At 41.1% G+C, this 20523-nt stretch carries 15 protein-coding genes; 3 read left to right on the forward strand and 12 right to left on the reverse strand.

Translation table 11 applies throughout. The features are described 5' to 3' along the window. Positions 1-29: 29 nt before the first annotated feature. From IFO69_RS07520 to IFO69_RS07575, 12 genes are all read right to left on the reverse strand, one after another. On the reverse strand, positions 30-1523 hold the full coding sequence (locus IFO69_RS07520; RefSeq protein ID WP_192009448.1) for a sodium:solute symporter: 1494 nt from the start codon (positions 1521-1523) through the stop codon (positions 30-32). 142 nt (positions 1524-1665) lie between these two features. Further along, on the reverse strand, positions 1666-2607 hold the full coding sequence (locus IFO69_RS07525) for a dihydrodipicolinate synthase family protein (RefSeq protein ID WP_192009449.1): 942 nt from the start codon (positions 2605-2607) through the stop codon (positions 1666-1668). A gap of 296 nt (positions 2608-2903) precedes the next feature. Continuing rightward, positions 2904-3521 carry a hypothetical protein gene (locus IFO69_RS07530; protein ID WP_192009450.1) on the reverse strand — a complete coding sequence of 206 codons (618 nt, stop codon included), beginning with the start codon at positions 3519-3521 and terminating at the stop codon, positions 2904-2906. 4 nt (positions 3522-3525) lie between these two features. Next, positions 3526-4032, reverse strand: coding sequence for an RNA polymerase sigma factor (locus tag IFO69_RS07535; protein WP_225444042.1), 507 nt, complete (start codon positions 4030-4032; stop codon positions 3526-3528). Between the two features lie 262 nt (positions 4033-4294). Beyond that, complete coding sequence (locus IFO69_RS07540) at positions 4295-4792, reverse strand: GNAT family N-acetyltransferase (protein WP_192009451.1); 498 nt, start codon at positions 4790-4792, stop codon at positions 4295-4297. A 133-nt stretch (positions 4793-4925) separates the two neighbouring features. Next, positions 4926-6620 (reverse strand): thrombospondin type 3 repeat-containing protein, encoded by a 1695-nt coding sequence (locus IFO69_RS07545; protein WP_192009452.1) that lies wholly within the window; start codon positions 6618-6620, stop codon positions 4926-4928. Between the two features lie 49 nt (positions 6621-6669). Further along, a complete protein-coding gene (locus tag IFO69_RS07550; protein WP_192009453.1) occupies positions 6670-8295 on the reverse strand; it encodes a RagB/SusD family nutrient uptake outer membrane protein in 1626 nt (541 codons plus the stop codon). 4 nt (positions 8296-8299) lie between these two features. Then, on the reverse strand, positions 8300-11674 hold the full coding sequence (locus IFO69_RS07555) for a SusC/RagA family TonB-linked outer membrane protein (protein ID WP_192009454.1): 3375 nt from the start codon (positions 11672-11674) through the stop codon (positions 8300-8302). A 58-nt stretch (positions 11675-11732) separates the two neighbouring features. Next, complete coding sequence (locus tag IFO69_RS07560) at positions 11733-12767, reverse strand: FecR family protein (RefSeq protein WP_192009455.1); 1035 nt, start codon at positions 12765-12767, stop codon at positions 11733-11735. 113 nt (positions 12768-12880) lie between these two features. Beyond that, positions 12881-13546: an RNA polymerase sigma factor gene (locus tag IFO69_RS07565; RefSeq protein ID WP_192009456.1), complete on the reverse strand. Its 666-nt coding sequence runs from the start codon at positions 13544-13546 to the stop codon at positions 12881-12883. Positions 13547-13669: 123 nt separating this feature from the next. Next, positions 13670-14566: a hypothetical protein gene (locus tag IFO69_RS07570; protein WP_192009457.1), complete on the reverse strand. Its 897-nt coding sequence runs from the start codon at positions 14564-14566 to the stop codon at positions 13670-13672. A 121-nt stretch (positions 14567-14687) separates the two neighbouring features. Beyond that, the gene (locus tag IFO69_RS07575) at positions 14688-18059 is read right to left on the reverse strand and encodes a TonB-dependent receptor (protein ID WP_192009458.1); all 3372 of its coding nucleotides are present in this window, start codon (positions 18057-18059) and stop codon (positions 14688-14690) included. 489 nt (positions 18060-18548) lie between these two features. Here IFO69_RS07575 and IFO69_RS07580 point away from each other — a divergent pair, with 489 nt between their 5' ends. From IFO69_RS07580 to IFO69_RS07590, 3 genes are all read left to right on the forward strand, one after another. Next, positions 18549-19265, forward strand: coding sequence for a lysoplasmalogenase (locus IFO69_RS07580; protein ID WP_192009459.1), 717 nt, complete (start codon positions 18549-18551; stop codon positions 19263-19265). A gap of 121 nt (positions 19266-19386) precedes the next feature. Beyond that, the gene (locus tag IFO69_RS07585) at positions 19387-19890 is read left to right on the forward strand and encodes a TlpA family protein disulfide reductase (protein WP_192009460.1); all 504 of its coding nucleotides are present in this window, start codon (positions 19387-19389) and stop codon (positions 19888-19890) included. A 5-nt stretch (positions 19891-19895) separates the two neighbouring features. Further along, positions 19896-20519, forward strand: a complete 624-nt coding sequence (locus IFO69_RS07590; protein WP_192009461.1) for a thioredoxin family protein — start codon at positions 19896-19898, stop codon at positions 20517-20519. Positions 20520-20523: the final 4 nt, after the last annotated feature.

Here is a 20523-nt window from a genome sequence, read left to right on the forward strand (position 1 = left end):
AGTACTCTGTTCCATTCTGATAGATTGATTTAGATTTTTTTCTTATTGAGCAAATGGGACAATAAGAAACCTGTCAAGAAAATGGTCAGGGTTCCTACGACAATGGTCAGGTTGGCATGCATTGGATTTCTAAATGAAAACCAAGGACCTTCTGGAATAAATATTGGGGTCAAGCTCATCCAGGCAATCACCAGAATCCCCACGACCACACCTATTGCAGCTTCCAATTGTTGGACGTTTTTGGAGAAATACCCCAATAAAAACAGCCCCAGCACCCCACCACTAAATACCGAGGATAAGGCCCACCAAGCATCCAAAGCACTTTTGACTTCAGTCATGGCCAAAGAAACTCCAATGCTCATCAAGCCCATTACAATAGCTGCCAAAGTCAACACTTTAAAATTATCTTTACTGCTTGGATTCAGATTGATGTACTTTTTGTAATGATCTGTAAGAATTACTGTCGCCGAACTATTCAAACTGGTAGAGATGGTACTCATGCCTGCAGCAAAAATCGAAGCAATCAAAAGTCCTGTCAGGCCTTTGGGAAGTCCATTGACAATGAAATAAGGAAATATCTTATCTGCGGCCTCCTTTGTCTGTAAATCAGCAGGTAACAGCTCCGGAAAAACCTGGTAATAGGCAAACAAAGCTGTGCCAATAAAGAAAAACAAAAGGGAGACAGGCACATATAAACTACTGCCAAACCAAGTGGATTTGATGGCTTCTTTTTCAGTTTTAGCACTCATATAGCGCTGTACATAATTCTGGTCCACTCCAAAATTCTGCAAATTGATAAATAAGCCGTAAATCAAAATCACCCAAAAAGTAGCCTCTGTCAGACTGAGCCCATAACTTCCCAGACTAAATTTATCATGTTGTTGACCAATTTCAATGACTTGCGCGGGTCCCTCGGGCATGGAAAACAAAATTATGCCCAAACAAATCACCGCTCCCAAGATCAGCACAATTCCCTGAATGGCATCCGTCCAGATTACAGCTTCAATTCCTCCCATGGAGGCATAAATGATCACAGAAATTCCCGTGACTATAATAATCGTAGCGATATCCCAACCCAAAAGGGCATTCATAGGCAAGGCCAATAAATACAGGATGGTTCCCATCCTTGCCAACTGGGTAAGTAAATAACATATGGAAGCGTAAGTTCTTGCCCATGGACCAAACCGAGTCTCCAGATAATAATAGGCCGATTCACTTTTTACACTTCGGTAAAGGGGAACGAAAAATTTGACCGCTGCCCATGCCGCGATAGGAATGGAAAGGCTAAAGACAAAACTGTTCCAGTTACTCAAATAGGCATTACCTGGCAAAGCCAAAAAACTAATACTGCTCACAAACGTGGCAAATATAGACATCCCAATGGCCCAAGCAGGCAACTTCCTTCCTCCCACCATATAATCCGCTGTTGTTCGGCCTTTCTTGAAGTAAAATGAGACCCCAAAAAACAATATGCCTAACATGTAAACAAAAAAAATGACAAGATCTATTATGGGTAATTGCATTTGCTACGGTTAACTGGTTAATTGATTATTGGTGATCAGAATTCAGCATGAACCTTTCCTTAGGTATATGCCTTTTGGCCATTAGCATTTCCGACAAAATAGCCAAATCGAATCCTAGGACGTTTATTTTTTAGCCTTCTTTCTAATGTTTTAGGTTCAACATTTTGCTTTTTATCTCTTCCAGGTTATTGGCAATTTTTTCCCTCTCAGCCTCTCTAAATCGGTGCAATGGGGAAGCCATATAGTCGCTGCATATCCCCATGATGTTTAAGGCGGCCTTGATCCCTTTCAAATAGCTGGAACCAAAGTTGCCCAAAGAGTACAACTTTGAAGAAATTTCCATCACAATACCATGTAGGGATTTGACGGTCAAAACATCCCCCTTCTCAGCCGCTTCAAACAACTTCACATACAATTCCGGAAACATATTGGCACCACCATTCACCCCACCATGGGCACCCAACAATACGGTTTCTGCCATGATTTCTTCTGGCCCTACAAACAATGAAAAGTCGGAACGACCTTTCATCTTGTTCATAACATTATTGAAATAAGCATTATTGGCAGAGCTGTCTTTTAACCCCACAATACCCTTGTATTTTGACAAGGTTTTGACGGTATCCGGCTCTATGATAATTTTAGTATGTGAAGGCATGTTATAAAGAAACAATGGTAAGGATAGGCGCTCCACCAAATATTCATAATACTCGATCAATTCTGGCTGGCCCAAATTGAAATAATAGGGAGGTGCAGCCACGACAGCAGAGGCACCCTTCTTTTCAGCAGTATCTGCTAGCCGCAGACTTTCTATTGCTGCGGTATCAGTAATCCCCACCAAGACCGGAACCCTACCATCCACGATTTCACATGTTCTGGCCACCAACTCATGGCGAAGCGCATAGGAAAGGCTGGTGGATTCACCTGTTGTTCCCAAAATAAACAATCCATGAACCCCTCCTTCAATGATGTGATTGATCAAGCGCTCCAAGCCTGGAATGTCAAGATTGGTCTCATCTTTTAGAGGGGTAATCATAGGAGGAACTATCCCTTTAAATGGTTGGGGTAAGGTATGTTTGGTCTTCATTGTTTTTCATTCTTTGGATAAAAACAGGGATAAGTAAGAGGTTCACTCCTCCAAATCCCTTGCTTAAAAGATTGTATTACAAACTTAGCCTTTACCTTGACTTTACTGTCCTGCACTTACTTGACCTTAAAAAGTACTTTGGTCATCATATCTATTTTTCCAAGCAAGACTATATGGTATCTCAATTTAATATATAACCCGTGTTTATCCCGTGTTCAAGCCGTATCTCTCCCCTATATAGTCCACTTACACGGTACCCATAAGAAGCGTTACCAATGCTCAAGGGTCTATACCTCTCAGGCTATTTCTTCCTCTTCCATTTCTTTTAGCTCTTCCATAAAGGCCATGGCCTCCACCAAGCTTTTACGAGGAAACTTCTTCAAAATAAAAACTAAGACCAAAGCCACTACAATGCTGCCTAGAAAGAACTGAAAGAGATACTCACTCCATGCATACATATCCACTCCTAAAAACCCTTTGGCCAATATCACCATAAAAGGAATGGACAAAAACGGAATGACCACATACAATAAGTTCATTTCCAGCTTTTCCATGTACTGGACCTTAGCCAGTTTCTTTTGTGTATCTAAAACTGATAATGCCGGTTGAATGCTAAATATCAAATACAGCCTTCGCCCTACAAACCCCATGTTAAAAAAGGTCATCAACAATATTGCTAAGGCTGGAATTAAAAACTTAACTTCCGTCATGTGGCTGGAAGCAAAAGAAATCAAATAACCTGCAAATAAGACATTCGCAACAAATTCAAATATTGAAGTCAGTTTCTGCTCCAGAAAACTGGACTTTATTTTATGCCCAATTACTTCTCGAAGCAACTTTTGGTTGATTTTCTGAGAAGGATTTTTTTGCATTCCTGCACTCTTCCAGATGCCTGATAATTCTTGGTATTCCATAATATTATTGTTTTAACGTTTCGAAATATGATTTTAATTGTTCTTTGATGCGGTGGATTTTAGTGGACACTAAGCTGGCCGAAATCCCCATAATTTTTGCAATTTCCTTATTCTTGCATCCTTCCAAAAACAACAGCATCAGCGCCTTGTCCGTTGGCTTTAGCAATTCTATAAATTGGTAAAGTATTTTTATCTGCTCTTCCAGTTCTGTCGATTCCTGTTGATATAGGTCAGCATGCTGCTGATAATCCCCATGATTCTTTTTTCGGCTACTTTCTTTTCTTAGAAAGGAAATGGATACATTCAATGCAATCCGATAGGTCCAAGTGGAAGTGGATTTTTCTTTGCTATACTTCGGGAATGCCCTCCAAAGCTGTAAAACAATTTCTTGGATCAAGTCATCCTGACTGTCCTGATCAAAACTGTAAACCCTGGCTACTTTCGTAATCATGGCCTGATACTGCTCGATGTATTCCTCAAAGTCCTTTTCAAGTGATCGCTGATCTTTCAATTGGAATGGGATTTGCTGATTAAAGATTCATTTACCCTATTATTCGCAACACAATTAAAAATGTCACAGTAATTTAAAAAATAATCAATAATCTTTTGACAATCTACCACTTAGGACCAAGTCCATCCATAGCCTCAAACCACTGATAAATTCAGGTTTCAAGAAATGCTTGACCCTGTTCAATTCAGAAAAGCCCCTAAATTAAGCTAGTATGAAGGGAACAATGGAAAAGCCAACTTTCAGAAAAATTAGCGGTTGCCTCTTAACTCTGCAGTCCCAAATTCTTTAGCATCCAAATGGAACAGGTAAAGTGTCCTGTATCGCCCAAAGGCTTTTTAAGCCGAACAAAACCTTGCCGCTCATAAAGCTTTACAGCATTTTCAAATTCTGGAATACTTTCTATGTACAAGCTGCCGAAACCAAAAGCCTGGGCACTCTCCATGCATTTATCCATCAGTGTCTTGCCTATCCCCTTCCCTCTTGCTCCTGAAGAAAGGTAGAGTTTAACCATTTCAGCAACATTTGGAGGTAGTCCCTCAGTAGGATAAACGCCACAGCAACCCAAAACTTCACCTTCTTTTTCGGCTACATAAAAGATGGATTTCGGCGTCTTTTCAAAAAGTCCGAATAAATCCTCCATTTCAGGGTCAGCAAAAACTGTCCCCTCCCTAGGAGCATCAAATTCTACAAAAACATTTTGAATCAACTCTTTGACAGCTAGATTATCTTTCTTTTGTATGGGTCTATAGGTGATGTTCATGTTCTGAAGCTAAAAGTTCTAAAAGAACAAAGATAAAAAAATCTTCCACCCCATTGAGCTAACCAAAAACCCAACGAAGCAGAAGACCTCAGATAATAAAAAGTAACCAATGAATTTCTTGTTATTGCTTTGGCTATTCCTTTTGATACCGCTTGGCCAAAGTGTCTATATTATTGGAAGCATTGCTCCAGTCAATCACGCGATCAATTGGGATGGCATTGATATACTTTTCGATATTATCGTAACCATCGCCACTCAGGTCCTTGGTGGCGTCCGAAGGATCGTTGGGATCCAATCCGGCTGAGATTTCCCATTCATTGGGCATCCCATCTTGATCGGAATCTTGATAGGGTTTTCCCTCATATCTTGGATACCCTCCCACTTGACTAATGTCTGAAATGATACCTTTTTTATAAGAATCCTCTCCTAACCTTCTACTCCCACCTACCAAAAACTCCTGACCAACATGTATTTTACCATCCTCCCGGTACTTGATCTTCCCAGTTCTGACTTGGTTCACAATTCTTGCATCTACTGGATCTCTTTTGGGCAGGGTGGCACCCACATTCTCCAAAACAAAATCATAAGCTTCCTCAGCACTCATCATGGTCACCGAGGCCATGGCAAAAGGCTGATTCACTCGGATAAACGGTTCATATGTTTTGGTCATATCAGGCTTACCATCCACTTGCACTCCTCCATTCCAATTGTCTAAATTGATGGCATCATATCCTTCCATGATATTGCCCTTGACATGAACCCTCCCCAGAATGATACTGTCTTTGACCGCTCGATCTCCTTCTGGTTTGATGATCCGATATCCCACGGGACCATCCTTGGGTGTCATCGGTCCTGGTTTAAAATAATTATTAATGATATTGTAGTAAGATCGGTGATCCCCTCCATCAATGGTTCGGTACCACCAGTTGAAAATGACATTATTGACAAAACCAAAATCTCCGTACATCCCCACTGAAGCATTTCTGGCTACATTACTTGCCCACAGGTTCCGCATAAAAGTACTGTTCAGTCCACCAATCGTACTTCCAAAAGCATGGTTATAGGTATCCAGAGCTTCCGCAAAAATTGAATTCTGAATGGTTACATTGACGGTAGGCAGCTTATACTCCTTACCGTCAGCATCTACATACATGTGCCTATACATGGACATGTTTTCATCTAAGCCCCAAGTTGAAGACACATGATCGATGATGATATTTCCAATCCCATTTCCTCCCAGGGCATCATCTCTGAAACGAACATCCGTCTGCCCTCTCCTGAAACGCATATGCCGAATCACTACATCGTGAGTATCGATCAATACAGATGCTCCTGCAATACAGACTCCATCTCCGGGAGCGGTCTGACCCGCAATGGTAATATATGGTGCTTTGATATTTACAGGTCGTTTCAAGTCAATAATCCCTGCCACATTGAAGACCACATACCTTGCTCCACCAGCTTCACAAGCTTCCCTGAAAGTTCCTTTGCCACTATCCTCGAGACTGGTCACCACAAATACTTTTCCTCCGCGACCTCCAAACGAAAAGGCCCCTCCCCCTTCAGCACCGGGGAAAGCGGGAATCTTCGCCTGAGGTAAATCTCCGGGAGTGGCTGCCCATGGGATATATGGTTTGCCTTTGCTAATGTCAGCTTTCACCGCTGGCCAAGCCTTTTTCCATGCAGCCTCCACATATGCTTCGATTTCAGCTTGCTCTTGGTCAATCTCCTCCTGAACCTCAGCAGGAATTTCCGGATATTGGGCTTTTAGGGTTAATGATGTGAAAAAAGCCAAGAAGAACAACAGGTAGTGATGACACTTCTTCATTTCTAATTGAAGGGTAAAACAGGGCTGAAAGCAGCCCTGTATAACATTTCTATTCATAAGCTGGATTTTGTGGATAATCCCCTGCATCCAGTGCGATAGCAGAAAGCGGGATAGGTCTTAAAATTTTATAATTGCCATTTGCTCCCAAAAATGGATCAGTGCCCGCATCATTGATGGACTTGATGTCCGGGTTGCGCACTTTGGTATATTCCATCAACTTACCAGTTCTTTTTAGGTCTAGCCATCTTAAGCCCTCTCCTGCTAATTCGCGCGCACGTTCTTCCAAAATAAAATCCAAGTCTACAGAAGCCACTTCCATGGACGCTTCTGTCCCTGGAGCAGCAGCTCTTCTTCTCACCTCATTTACTCGGTTGACCGCTTCTCCAGCATTTCCTGCGTGAAGATAGGCCTCCGCAGCAATCAGGTACGTTTCTCCCAATCTTGCCAAATACAAGTCATGGGTATACCGAATATCCGGTAATTGGACCCTGTCAAACTTCTTCAATGCTGGAAAATCTACCTGATTCAGCACGTCCCACCAGTGTCCATCGATAGGGGAGATGATCGTCTCACTTCTCATCGGAGAGGCCGCTCGCCAAGCGGTGGTGTCGGCCAATTGCTGCGCCGTCCTTGGGTAATAATAGGCCACGGGGCTGTTATCTGGGTTTAACAGATAACCGGTATAAGGATTGGTTTTGATATTTAGGAATGTTCCCTCAAAACGGGTGTCGTTATCCTCAAAAAGGGTAAAAAGATACTCTGTCGGGTGAAGTGCATTTTTCTTGTTTACACCGTCATTGCTTCCTTGTACCAGAGGACCCCATGCGTAATCCCAGTTGTGCGCTGGAGAATTTTGGGTTGAGGCATCAGCGTATTGAATCGACCAAAGCACTTCTTCATTATTGTCATTTTGGTATTCAAAGATTTCATCGAAAGACAAGCTCAGGCTTTGACCTCCTATGGCCGCATCAGCCAAGGCAGCAGCTTCTGTAAAATCCGCCGCTGAACCGCCATTTGTGGTATCATACCCTCTCGTCAAATAAACCTTGGCCAGTATATGCTGGGCCACACGCTTGGTAACTCTACCAAAATCTGCCTGACTTTCCGGCAAAACCCCAATTGTAGCACTTAATTCACTAATGATAAAATCGTACACTTCACTAGCTGGATCCCTTTCAAAAGTCACAATGGGTTCACTAATTAAGTCAGTAACCAAGGTGACATCACCAAAATTCTGTACCAATAGGAAATAATAGAAAGCCCGAATGGTCCTTACCTCTGCTATCCTTGTTTCCAAATCAGTAAAAGGTTCAGTTTGGTCTGAATAACTTAAGGCCATATTGGCAATTTGTATACTTTGGTAAAGGGTCTTGAAAAGATATTCAACTTGGCTGTTTCCAGGAGTAAGTGTTTGGTAGGAGGCCAAGCCTATGGGAACTTCTGCATGGGCGTTAAAGAACAAATCAGTTCCCGCACAAAACACATAAGGAGTGGGCTGGTACACATCCCTCAGGGTGGCATAAGCCGCATTCACCAAACCTTCATATCCCGCTTGACTTCCATAATAATTTTGGGCTGTTGTGTTGCCTAGGTTTTCTTCATCCAGAAAACCTGAACAGCTGGTCATTCCTATGCCCAATACAATGATATATATGATTGATTTTACGCTCTTCATGATTTTAGAATTTAATATTTGCACCTAGCTGGTAAACCGTATAAGAAGTGTTGGTTGCATCCACACCGGACATGGAAGCACCCGCCCATTCTGGGTCAAATCCCTCATAGTTTGTAAACAAGAAGGGATTCAAAGCATTTGCATATACTCGAAGTTCAGTAACACCGAATTTTTCAAGAGCACCAGGGGCAAAATTGTAACCCAGGGTAATATTCTGAATCCGTACAAATGAAGCATCCTTATTGAAACCTGGATAACCGAAATCTTCCGAGTCTTCACCCCAATATTGGCCTGTATAACTTGGTTGTGGGTAGGTATTGGAATAGCGTGCTTCTGAAATAGGATTTTCCCTCAAATAATAAGGTACATCTAGGATGACTTTACTATTAAAATCTGTGAACTCGCCATGGAAAGGGCTGTACAGAAAAACACCTTGTTTGGTATAAACCGTGGCAGACAGATCCCAATTTTTGTACCTGAAGTTCGTCATAAATGTACCAATCCAGTCCGGTGCAGGAGAACCCAAAACAGTCATATCATTATCAATATCGATGTTTCCATCGCCGTTCAGGTCTTTTACTTTGGCGGTACCTTCAAGGGCTTGTTGATCAGCCGCAGGCAACTCTTCACGTTGCCACACTCCGTCGAAAACCATCGCATATACCACATCCACAGGTTGTCCAATAAACCATCTGTTGGGCACATCATCTTCCTTTTTACCGTATAACTCTACGATCTTATTGGTATTTTTTGAAAAGATAAAGTTGGTTTCCCAAGTGAAATCTCCTCTTTCAATATTGACCGTTTTCAACTGTAACTCAATCCCTTTGTTACTGACTGAACCCACATTATCAATCATAGAAGCCCATCCAGTAGGCATGGCCAGTTTTCTCTCCATCAATAAGTTCAAAGAAAGACGATCATACACATTGACCTCACCACTGATTCTGTTTTTCAAGAAACCAAAATCTGCTCCAAAGTTCCACTCCCTGGTCCGCTCCCAAGTCAAATTAGAATTGGCAATAGCATTGGGCACGAACCCGTCAGCCGTGGTGCCATCCCAATCATAATAGGTCTGTCTATTGAGAGAGGACTGGGTAGAATATGCAGGAATATTATTGTTTCCCGTATAGCCATAACTGACGCGAAGTTTCAAATTATCGACCACGGAAGAGGTTTTCAGAAAAGGCTCCTCCGTCATTCTCCAAGCTACAGCCGCAGAGGGGAAGGAAGCCCATTTATTGTCTTCGGAAAGCTTGGAAGACCCATCCCATCTGATGGTACCGGTAACCAAAAACTTATCCTTGTAGGAATAATTTACCCTATTGGTGAACGACAGTAAGGTATTTTTGCTGTAGGAAGTGGTAGCATCTCTTTGAGGAGCACTTTGGACATTATACCACAAAGAATTGAAAGGCACATCCCGTCCATAGGCAAAGGCACTTTCCAACCTGTTTAGCTGGGAAGATTGAATGAAGTCATAAGAAATTCGATGATCATTGAACTCCTTCGTGATATTCATTTGATTGTCCCAAATGTATGAAAGGTTGTTATCATTCCACATCCTGGCCACTGAGATGGACCTTGTCGCAAAACGATCAAAATATTCTCCTGTTCTCCCAAATTTAGCATTGGGTGAGAAAGTAGAACTGAATGTGATTCCTTTTACTGGCGTGAACCTTAAGTAAAAATTGGTAATGGCATAGAATTGCTCTTCGTTATATTGAGACCCGCTTTCCAAAAAAGCGTATGGATTGACATTGCCCGAAATACCAATCATAGGAGATTGGATGACATTGCCCTCTTCATCAAAAGCAGGTGCATAAGTAGGCATTCTAAAAAGCTGCTGTGTATAGCCCTGGCGGGAAATCAACTCCCTGTTTGAAAAAGCCAAGTTGATATTAGCGCCAATCGCAAACATATCATTAGGTCTGGCATCTACACTGGCCTTGAAATTATATTTCTTGTACCACTGTCCTTCCACGTTACCATCATCCCCTTGGTAGCCAAAACCAACCACGTAACTCACCTTATCGGATGCACCTGATGCTGACACAAAATGGTTCTGCTGAATACTGGGTTTTAAGAAAGCATCCAGCCAGTCCGTCCCCCTTCTGTTGGTAAGTGCTTCTTCCCAATAGTTGCCTCCATCCTCTGTTTCTACATTAGGAAAGCCATAGGTTGGAGAATCCACTATGGGATTTCCTTGGACCAAATCACGGGTCACTTGCCTGTCCCTGTTCCACTGCACACTTGCATCATAGCTGTTCAGGAAGTTGGGCATATTGGTAAAGTTCCTGATACCCACAAAGCCTGAATAGGAAAAGGTAGGTTTTTGATTTTGAATTCCAGCTCCTGATTTGGTGGTGACAATCACCACACCATTGGATCCCCTCGAGCCATAAATGGCGGTGGAAGAAGCATCCTTTAGGATATCAATCCGATCAATGTCATTAGGATTCAAAAAGTCAATATTATCGGTCATTACTCCATCTACTACATAAAGTGGAGCTCCACCAGTCAAGGAATTGGCACCTCGGATCTGGATGTCGAACCCACTGCCCACAGAGCCTGTGCGTTGTGTGATATTGACCCCTGCTGCATTTGCCTGCAACGCTTTCATCGGATTGGTTGATCCCACGCTATTGAGTTCCCTGTTCCCAATGGATGATACAGCTCCCGTCAGATCCTTTTTCTTTACTTCTCCATAACCAACTACCACCACTTCATCCAAAGCCGATAGATCGCTTTCCAACACCACATCAATGATGGTTTGATTCCCGACCTCAATCACCTTATTCTTAAAGCCTATATATGAAATGATCAACGTAGCTCCTTCAGGAACATCAAGGGAGTAATGACCTTCAATGTCGGTTACGGTGCCATTTGAAGTACCTTCCACCAATACAGAAGCTCCAATCAAAGGTTCTCCATCACTATCCGTGACTTTGCCGGTGACGGTAATGTCATAGATCTCTTCCACCGGAGCAGTGGCCAATTGTTCTATTTTCACATTGATTTGATCATCGACCTGCTTAAACCTTAAAGGTGAACTTTGGGAAATTTCTACCAGCAGGTCATAAAGCTTGATATTGTTATCTTGGATGGTGAAGCGTTGGGGAAGCTCCAAAGCCTTACGATCGTAAACAAACTTAAATCCGGTCTTTGACTCGATTTCATCAAAGACCTCCTGGGTGTCCGCACCATTGAAGTTTACGGAAAGGATTATATTCAAATCCTTTTCCTGACTTCTCATGGCCATCATTTGGGTAGAAAAGTGCCCTTGTGTATTCACCGCCAAAATTGGACTGGAGTAGGCCAAAAAGGCTAGTAGCAACACCCTACATAACCAACGGCATTTGAGTATTTTTTCATTCATAATTTTGGGTTGTTAATTGATTAATATTCTATTACGAGTGGGTTCTCTTAGGTTTTAGCTAGAATTTTAGGGTTACATTTTTGTCATCTATTTTATATTTAACATCATACATGAATTGTAGGCCAGTAAGAATATCCTCCAGCTTTTCGTTTTCGTAGCGTCCATTGATCTTCCAGTCTTTTGGTGTCTCCCCATATACCTGAAAGTCTACGCCATACCATTTTCCCAGTCGCTCTATAAATGCTTCGAATTGGGTATCCTTAAACACTATCACCCCGTCTTTCCAGGCTGTTACTGCCTGCACATCAAACTCACTTTTAGAATAGTTTTTTTCCTGTTCTTGGTACTCAAGTTCTTCTCCCGGAACAAGGATATTATCCGGTAAATCAGGGATACTTACTTTTACCTTTCCTGTCACCAAGGATACTTTGACATCGGAAGTGTATTTATCAGACCTTACATTGAAGGAAGTTCCAAGCACTTGGGTTTTAAGTGATCCAGTGGTAACGGTAAAGGGTCTAGAAGCATCATGGGTCACTTCAAAAAAAGCCTCCCCTTCTAAGATTACCTCTCTTTCTTTTGTATTAAAATGTTCTGGGAATCTTAATTTACTCTCATAGTTCAGGTGCACCTTGGTCCCATCCGGCAAGACGATAATTGACTTCCTACCTCTTGGATTCTCTGCCGACTTCCAAGCCACCTCCTCTAGGATGGTTTGTTCTTGAAAAGGAGCTATCACTTTATCTGCCAATAGGGCCACCATCAGGCTAAAAAGTAATATAGCGGCCACTCTTAACCATTGTCTTGAATGGGGAATATTTTGGAAATCATTCGCTGACTTATCGAGTTTGTGGTCCACTGCCACCACCCGACTAAGAAGGTCTTCAAGTTCATCCTCTTCCAAAGTGTGTTGTGGCAGGTGTAACCGCTCCACAAATTCCTTTGCTTTCAAAAACTCATCCTTCTGTTCAGCATGTTCTTGAAGCCACTTTTCCCAAAAGCTATTTCTTTCACCAACAGGTTCATGAACCCAATCGACAAAATCCCTTCTGGCTATTAATTGATAAAATATATGTTTATGATCCTTGCTCACTTTTGTATTGACTTTACTTATACAAGGGAGCAGTTCTGAAAATGATACCGGGTTTTCAGGAAAAATTTTATTTATTTTTCAAAAACCCTTTAAATGATCATTCAATGGCATTTTTAAGAGCGAAATTCTGAGAAAGTCAGGAGCAGATACAGAACAAAATACTTTCTCAAGTGAGCCAAACCTCTGTATACTAACCTTCTGGCTGAAGAAACATGGGAAAAATCAAAAATCACCGCAATCTGATCATAGCTGAGCCCTTCAAAGTAAAAATAATAAATGGCTTCGCGCTCTTTGGGATCCAATTGGCGAAGGGCTTCATTTAACCTGAATATTTGCTCTTTCTCTAACTGCTGATTAATGTATACCGTTTCATAAGATAGCTCCACTGGAAACTTCCTAAAGTCAAATGCACTTTCCTTGACAATCTGTTTATTTTGTTTTTTTAAGTCAGCTAAAATCCTCCGCTTAAATGATTTGAAAAGGTAGGGTTTGATGGCATCGGTAGGTCCAAGCCTTTCCCGCTTCTGTCGAATGTAAATAAAAAAGTCCTGCAGGCAATCTTTGACCAAACTATGGTCAGCTGTAAGTTGACAGCCAAAATTGAAAAGTATATTGGCGTATTTTTTATAGATTATCACAAAGGCATTTTCATCTCCTTTTCTAAACAAATCCCAAAGCTCCTTCTCAGAAGAACTAATAGGCACCTTCTTTCCACTTCTTTCGGTATTAAGCCCATTGGCCGTTTTACTTGTTTTGGGTAAACTGTCCAGTAAATACATATTAGGGAGATTTGTCAACTACCTCCCTAATATTCAATTCTTTCCAAAGAAAATCATCCTGTGCTTACCTGCTGCCTTCCCAAGGAATAATGATGGATTATTTGAGTGAATAACACTTTTAAACTAGTACTTGGCCGTGCTAAATGCCTTTTTTGCATTGATGATCCTTGCCTCGTTTTCTGATAGGAAAAGGTAGTTATAAATCGTCTTTCCATCCCTTTCCATCAGAATTAATTGCTCATTATCTGCCCTAATCACTTCCAGCTCTTTGCTCCTCGCATCCCTGAAATTGGCTTCCACAAATAATTTACCATCTCTCTCCACTACCTGCTCAAAGGTCAGAAAATTAATATTCCCTTCCTCATCATAAATTGGTTTGGCATCGATCTTCGCATCCCAAGCATTCCTGTTCAATTTATAGGAGTGACTATAAGTAAATTTTTGATTTTCAACCCACTCCTTCGTCTTAGGAATGTTAATAGGGTTACTGTTATAGGCCATTCCTGAAATACTTGTCATGGTCGAATTTCCTGGAGTCTCTTCACTCCCATACTGATTTCCACGCTGAAACATATTCCCCACATAGATTACATTGGCCCCTAACATAGCGGCCTCTATCTTTGCCTTTTTGACTGCACGGTTTTTTACATTGTTAATGCTAGAGAGGGTCGTCACTCCTGTTGCCTTGGCAAAGACCTCTCCTTTGGCCAATAAGCCCTTCACATCTTCAGGCACATAGCTAATGTAAACCTTTTGATAATCATCGATGGAATGGACATCATTAAAAGCTGATAGAAATACTTCTTCCCTTCCGCTCGCAAACTGGATTTTGTTGACCCTGTTTTTACTGATCTCATAAGTCGCTTGCTCTCCCAAGTGACGATACTTGATGACATTGGTCCCGACCTCTTCAATGGTTACTTCCATGGTTTCATCTGGTAAATAAAGCTTGTCAGCTGCATTTTGAGCATATGTCAATAAACTGCTCATCAAAAAAGATACGATCAAAAATAGTCTCATAGAGTAATAGTTAATATTGGTTTCGGTAAATAGACGAAAAAATAATCAAATTAGTTATAAAAATAAAAGAGGCACCAGAAAGGTGCCTCTTCATCAATTATTTAATTTATTGCTCTATTGCTTAAAATAACAACCTCAACCCTAACTGCATGCTCCAAGTAGTTGAAAAACCACTGGCGTTTCTGAAAGGCGTAGTTGGCAGCTCTCCAGAAACCTCTTGAAGGGTCAATGAAGGAATTCCGCTTTCTGGAGTATCATTGGCCAAGTTAAACAAGTTCTCTGCACCATTCAATTGATCCTGAACACCCCAATCGCTGTTCAGCAAGTTACCCACGTTGACGATATCCAAACTCAACTGTAAAGTGCTTCTTCTTTCACCAATATTGGTAAAGATATCCTGCATCACCCTAATATCCCATCGGTTCAACCATGGAAGCAAGAAAGCATTTCTCGGAAGATATTCTCCTCTGTATTTATCCAATCCATTCTCCTCGATGAAAGCATCTAAAGCAGCTCTTTGCTCAGCCACAGAGAAATCACTATCTACCAAAGGCAAGTCATCTGAATCTCTTGGTAAATAAACCAAGTCAGCATTGATACCATCATTATTGATATCATCACTGTAAGTGTAAGAGAATCTTCCCTGATGCGAACCACTATAATACAAACCAATGGTCGTGGCCAAAGCTTTCGCATACTCAATACGATAATTGACACTGGCCACCACTCGGTGAGGAATAGCAAAATCAGAAATGTTCAACATCTGATCATTCGGGCTGTTGATCACCGGACTCGCCCCCCATGCCGAACTTGCATTGGATCCAGAGTTAGCAGATACTTCCTTAGAAGCAGAATAAGTATAGAACACGGATGCAGTCAGCCCATTATAATCAGGAATAGTCGCTCCAAAAGTAGCACTGAAGCTACGTCCTTTCACGTCTGTATTTGTCAAGATGGTCGCATTGTTTCCGCCCATCACGTCATTATAAGCGGTGCTCTGTCCTGGAGCAAAAAACTCTCTGGTATCTCCATAGTCACCAAGTGCTCCGCTAGAACCATAATTCATGATGTTGTTTGACCTAATTCTATTGGCTCCATACTGGAATACTCCATTAATATCATTCGTATATAAAAGGTCCGCTGACAAGACTACCGGAGAATTTGGAATGGCATAATCAGCACCCAAACTGGATCTCCAAACCATAGGCATTTTAAAGTCCCTATCCACTAGAGCAAAAGAACTAGGAGCTCCCCCTGAAGGACTAGAGATAAACACATCTTCCGCTCCAGCAGGAACATTTTCTACATAATAATATCTGTCTGGCTGAAAAGATACATTTCCAATCCATCCCGCTACATCTTCATAGTCACCTGGCTCTACATTGTTTTGAATGACACCTGCATTGGTCGGCATATTCGTTAACCATACAAAAGGAACTCTCCCGGAGAATACTCCAGAACCACCTCGAACTGTGAATGAGCGATCACCATTTACATCCCAGTTGAATCCAATTCTAGGAGAAACCATGATTTTCGACTTTGGCCATTCACCGGAACTGTAATTTTTCGGCATGCCATACTTATTCAACAGCGTGATTTCATCTATGGAAGGATTGGCAGTTAGATCATTGAGGTAAATCGGCAATTCAGCCCTCAAACCAAGGGTCAGATCCAAGTTTTCTCCAGCAGCAAACTTATCCTGGGCATACAATGATGCCAATCCAAAATTCACCCTAGAATAGGTATCCATTCCTTCATAAGGGTAAGTCAATCCAAACATGGTTGGTGCTACTTCGTTGGGTGTTCCTGTAGTCAAGAAGTCTTCCACAGAAGCGTATCTGTAATAGGACGTACCCATCCTTACATAACTGTTTCCAAATTTTTGGATTTCAAAGGCTGCACCTGCTGTAAAAGTATGATTACCTTCTACATAAATCAAGTTATTGATAAATGAGTAATTGTCATTAACGACGTCATTGTTATAAGAGAACAATTCTGTACCAAAACTCATGTAGTTAATAGAGCCGGGATCCTTTTCTCCGTCCACGATATCACCACCATCCCAGATATCAACAAATGGGAAAAGTTGATCACTTGGTGTAGTTCTGGTATCTCTGATCTTTGAATAGGTAGCCAAAAACTGGTTACTGATTTTTGGGCTAAAATAACTGTTCAGTTCAGCAGTGATTGACCTTACTGTATTTTCAAAGCCATAGTTGGCATTTTCAAATGCTATGGAGTTTTGGCTCACCCTAGCTCCAGAAGGGAAAGGCGACCTTGGCCTTGGACCAGAAGTAGCATTGGCTACCTGAGGAGCATCACCCACCACCTGATTATATCTTACTGCCAGCTTATGCTTGTCACTGATATTCCAGTCAATCCTCGCCAGAAACTTGGTGCTGGTTTGCTCTGCCTCATTGGCATAACCTTCATATCTTCCTGGATCATAACCCCACTGATTGATCAAGTGATTTCTAACTGCTTCAAGGTCATCAACCGTGGTCCTTGCAATATTGTTTTCAGGATCTGCTACTCCATCCGTAGAAGGTCTCCAAAGGTTTGCACCTGAAGCATTGGCTCCAGTTTGCTGTTCACGCTCGGCATTGACAAAGAAAAACAGTTTGTTCTTTATAATTGGTCCACCTAGTCTAAAACCAAAATTTTTGGTTCCAGCATCTACCTTCTCCAATTCATTGTCTCCAATTTGTCTTCCTTGAAGGTCTTGATTTTTGGTAAAATAATAAGCGGAGCCTGAAAATGTATTGGTACCACTTCTTGTCACTGCATTGATTCCAGCTCCTGTAAATCCACTTTGAGTTACATCAAAGGGAGCAATATTCACAGTAATTTCCTCAATTGCGTCCAGTGAAATCGGCTGAGAACTTCCTCCTGGTAATGGATTACTGCTCAAGCCAAACCCATTATTAAAATTGGCTCCATCCACTTGCAAATTGTTGTACCTGGCGTCTCTACCGGCAAAGGAATTTCCACTGGCCTGGGGAGTCAATCTGGTAAACTCCAAAACACTTCTGTTGATCTGTGGTAAGTTCGTGATGGTCTTGTTACTGACATTGGTAGCAGCTCCCGTTCTAGAAGCATTAAAATCATCCACACCACTGGCAGTCACTACCACTTGCTCCAATTCTGTCTCATCATCTGATAATACCACGTCCAAAGCATAAGGCTGACCCAAGCTTAGGCTAATGTTATTGAGCTGATGAGCTTGAAAACCTATATAACTTACCTCGACAGTATATGGTCCACCGACCCTCATATTTGGTAAATTGAAACGACCATCCACATTGGTCACTGCTCCGTACATCGAACCAGATGGAACATGTATGGCTTTTACGGTAGCTCCTATTAGAGCCTCACCTTGCGCATCTTTTACACTACCTTGAATACTACTTGTTGTTACCTGAGCATGCAATATTCCTGCTCCAAACAGTAAAACCGTCAAGATAAAGAGTTTTTTAAGTAATAATTGCCTCATAAATATGCTTAATTGATTGAAAAACTGGTTTTTTATTAGGAATAATAATTCATTACAAATGTATAGGACTTTTACATGTTTTTATTTTAGTAATCGTTAAGTTTCTCCCCTTGCTTTACAACAAAACTTAACATTCACGAAACACCAGATTAAAATATTATTTCTAAATATAACAACAATTTAGGGCAAAACAACTAGATAAATTCACCAATTATAAAATTTTAGAATTAAGTTTTTCGACCAAATCAAAAATTAATGAAAACGATTTCATACCATTTTTTAGCAAAAAAATCCATTTAAAACACAAAACGAAGCTTTTCTAAACCATAACACTGCGGTAAAACTTTTTTTACTATCTTCAGATTCCAAAGACGAAAATCCAAAAGCTTAACTCAGAAAAATTAAATGAGTAGACTACTCACCATCGTCCATTGTCAAATACACCTATCTAATTCACACCTACTAAAAAGCCCCTAATCCAACCACTTCATGCAGCAAAAAGGAATCATTTGGCTCTACTTATATCTTATTGCTGGCCTTGCAGATATGGCCATGATCATTCAGGAACTGGATACTTTTCGATTCATTACCAAACCGCTTATTTTATTATCCTTAGCGATCTATTTTCTGACCACCACTTCAGTAATCAAAAACAGTCTCCTTAGAAAGGCGATTGGAGCAGCATTGCTCTTTTCTTTGGCTGGAGATATTCTCCTATTGTTTCCTAACTTATTCCTTTATGGATTGGGCGCTTTCTTGATTGCTATTATTTGTTATATCATTGGGTTTAAATTGACCCAAAACCACCAAATCAACCTAAGAAATATTAATTTCCTCAAACTATTTTTTTACAACCTGCCCATTTACATTTTTGCCACACTGGTCTATTTTCTCATCAATGACAACCTGCACCAACTTAAGACACCGGTTATCATCTATATTTTGGCCATGGTCATGATGGTTTCTACAGCCAGGGAAAGGTTTAAAAGGACCAATTTGCAAAGCTTCGTTCAGGTATTCCTCGGTGCTGCGCTTTTTATGGTCTCCGACAGCATATTGGCTTTGGACTTGTTTTTCCAGCCAATACCTAGCGATGGCGTATTGGTGATGGGAACTTATATATTGGCTCAGTTATTAATTGTAATGGGAATCAGAAGCCACCTGGTATACAGCCCCAAATCAACAGATCGAACAAAGAATACTTAGCTTAGGACCTGCTCAAAAACTTCAAAAAGAAACTCAAACGCAATCATTTGGGTTACTGACTGTTACCAAAACCAATTTGCTTTAATGACGTTTTATAATAGTCACAGTTAACCAAGGACTTATGCTATTAAAGACACCACTGCTAACGGGTATATTTGTTTGCTTAATTTTAATTTTGGGCTTTAATCTCTCTCCCCATCAAGCTGCAGATCCTAATTTTAAAATCATTTCTTTTGAGGAATTCGAGAAGCTAAAATCCAAAGAATCAAACAAGCTTCGAGTTTATAATTTTTGGGCAACTTGGTGCGCGCCATGTGTAAAGGAAATGCCTTATTTTGAAGCAATTGGACAAAATGACGCGTCAGTGGAATTAGTGTTTATTTCACTGGATGACGGCCGGAAGCCAGGGAGGGTAACCACATTTTTAGAAAAAGAGAACATCAAATCTCCGGTTTACTTGCTCAATGATGTGGATTACAATCAATGGATTGACAAAATAAATCCCAATTGGTCTGGTGCTATCCCAGCCACCCTTTTCGTTCAACCCAGTGGAGAAAACCACTTTCATGAAGGAGAATTGGATGAATCAGAATTAGAGGCATTGATCAACAAACTAAAACCATAACCGCCATGAAAAACTTCATCATTATCGTACTTATCTTTGGTTTTATTGGAAGCCATTCTTACAACTTTGCCCAAATCCAGGGCTATCAAATAGGAGATCAAGCCATGGATTTTAAACTCCCAAGTGTCAGTGGAGACCAAGTTTCATTAAGTGGACTGGAAAATGCAAAAGGAGCCATTGTAATATTCACTTGTAACACCTGCCCTTACGCAAAAGCCTATGAAAACAGGATCATTGAACTCCATGAAGAATACTCTCCTAGAGGATACCCCGTGATTGCCATCAACTCCAACGACGATCAAATCAGCCCCGGAGATAGTTTTGAAGCCATGAAAGTACGTGCCTCGGAAAAGGACTTTCCCTTTGATTATGCCTATGATAAAGATCAAAAAGTAATCAAAGCTTATGGGGGTATGCGCACTCCCCATGTCTATTTGCTCAACAAAGAAGAAAATAAATTTGTTGTGAGCTATATCGGAGCCATCGACAACAATTACCAAGATCCTAATTCTGTCTCAGAAGCCTATGTCGAAAATGCTGTGGAAGCTCTTCTGCAAAACAAAAACATTGAGACCAAAACCACCAAAGCCATCGGGTGTGGTATCAAATGGACCAAAGAAACGGACTAAAGCC

Origin of the sequence: Echinicola arenosa, assembly GCF_014841125.1 — a bacterium.
Lineage (GTDB): Bacteria > Bacteroidota > Bacteroidia > Cytophagales > Cyclobacteriaceae > Echinicola > Echinicola arenosa.

Coding starts and splice junctions, on each gene's coding strand:
- IFO69_RS07530 (WP_192009450.1), bottom strand. CDS start 3,521: ATGGAATACCAAGAATTATCAGGCATCTGGAAGAGTGCAGGAATGCAA.
- IFO69_RS07575 (WP_192009458.1), bottom strand. CDS start 18,059: ATGAGGCAATTATTACTTAAAAAACTCTTTATCTTGACGGTTTTACTG.
- IFO69_RS07545 (WP_192009452.1), bottom strand. CDS start 6,620: ATGAAGAAGTGTCATCACTACCTGTTGTTCTTCTTGGCTTTTTTCACA.
- IFO69_RS07520 (WP_192009448.1), bottom strand. CDS start 1,523: ATGCAATTACCCATAATAGATCTTGTCATTTTTTTTGTTTACATGTTA.
- IFO69_RS07590 (WP_192009461.1), top strand. CDS start 19,896: ATGAAAAACTTCATCATTATCGTACTTATCTTTGGTTTTATTGGAAGC.
- IFO69_RS07565 (WP_192009456.1), bottom strand. CDS start 13,546: ATGTATTTACTGGACAGTTTACCCAAAACAAGTAAAACGGCCAATGGG.
- IFO69_RS07525 (WP_192009449.1), bottom strand. CDS start 2,607: ATGAAGACCAAACATACCTTACCCCAACCATTTAAAGGGATAGTTCCT.
- IFO69_RS07550 (WP_192009453.1), bottom strand. CDS start 8,295: ATGAAGAGCGTAAAATCAATCATATATATCATTGTATTGGGCATAGGA.
- IFO69_RS07580 (WP_192009459.1), top strand. CDS start 18,549: ATGCAGCAAAAAGGAATCATTTGGCTCTACTTATATCTTATTGCTGGC.
- IFO69_RS07540 (WP_192009451.1), bottom strand. CDS start 4,792: ATGAACATCACCTATAGACCCATACAAAAGAAAGATAATCTAGCTGTC.
- IFO69_RS07570 (WP_192009457.1), bottom strand. CDS start 14,566: ATGAGACTATTTTTGATCGTATCTTTTTTGATGAGCAGTTTATTGACA.
- IFO69_RS07555 (WP_192009454.1), bottom strand. CDS start 11,674: ATGAATGAAAAAATACTCAAATGCCGTTGGTTATGTAGGGTGTTGCTA.
- IFO69_RS07585 (WP_192009460.1), top strand. CDS start 19,387: ATGCTATTAAAGACACCACTGCTAACGGGTATATTTGTTTGCTTAATT.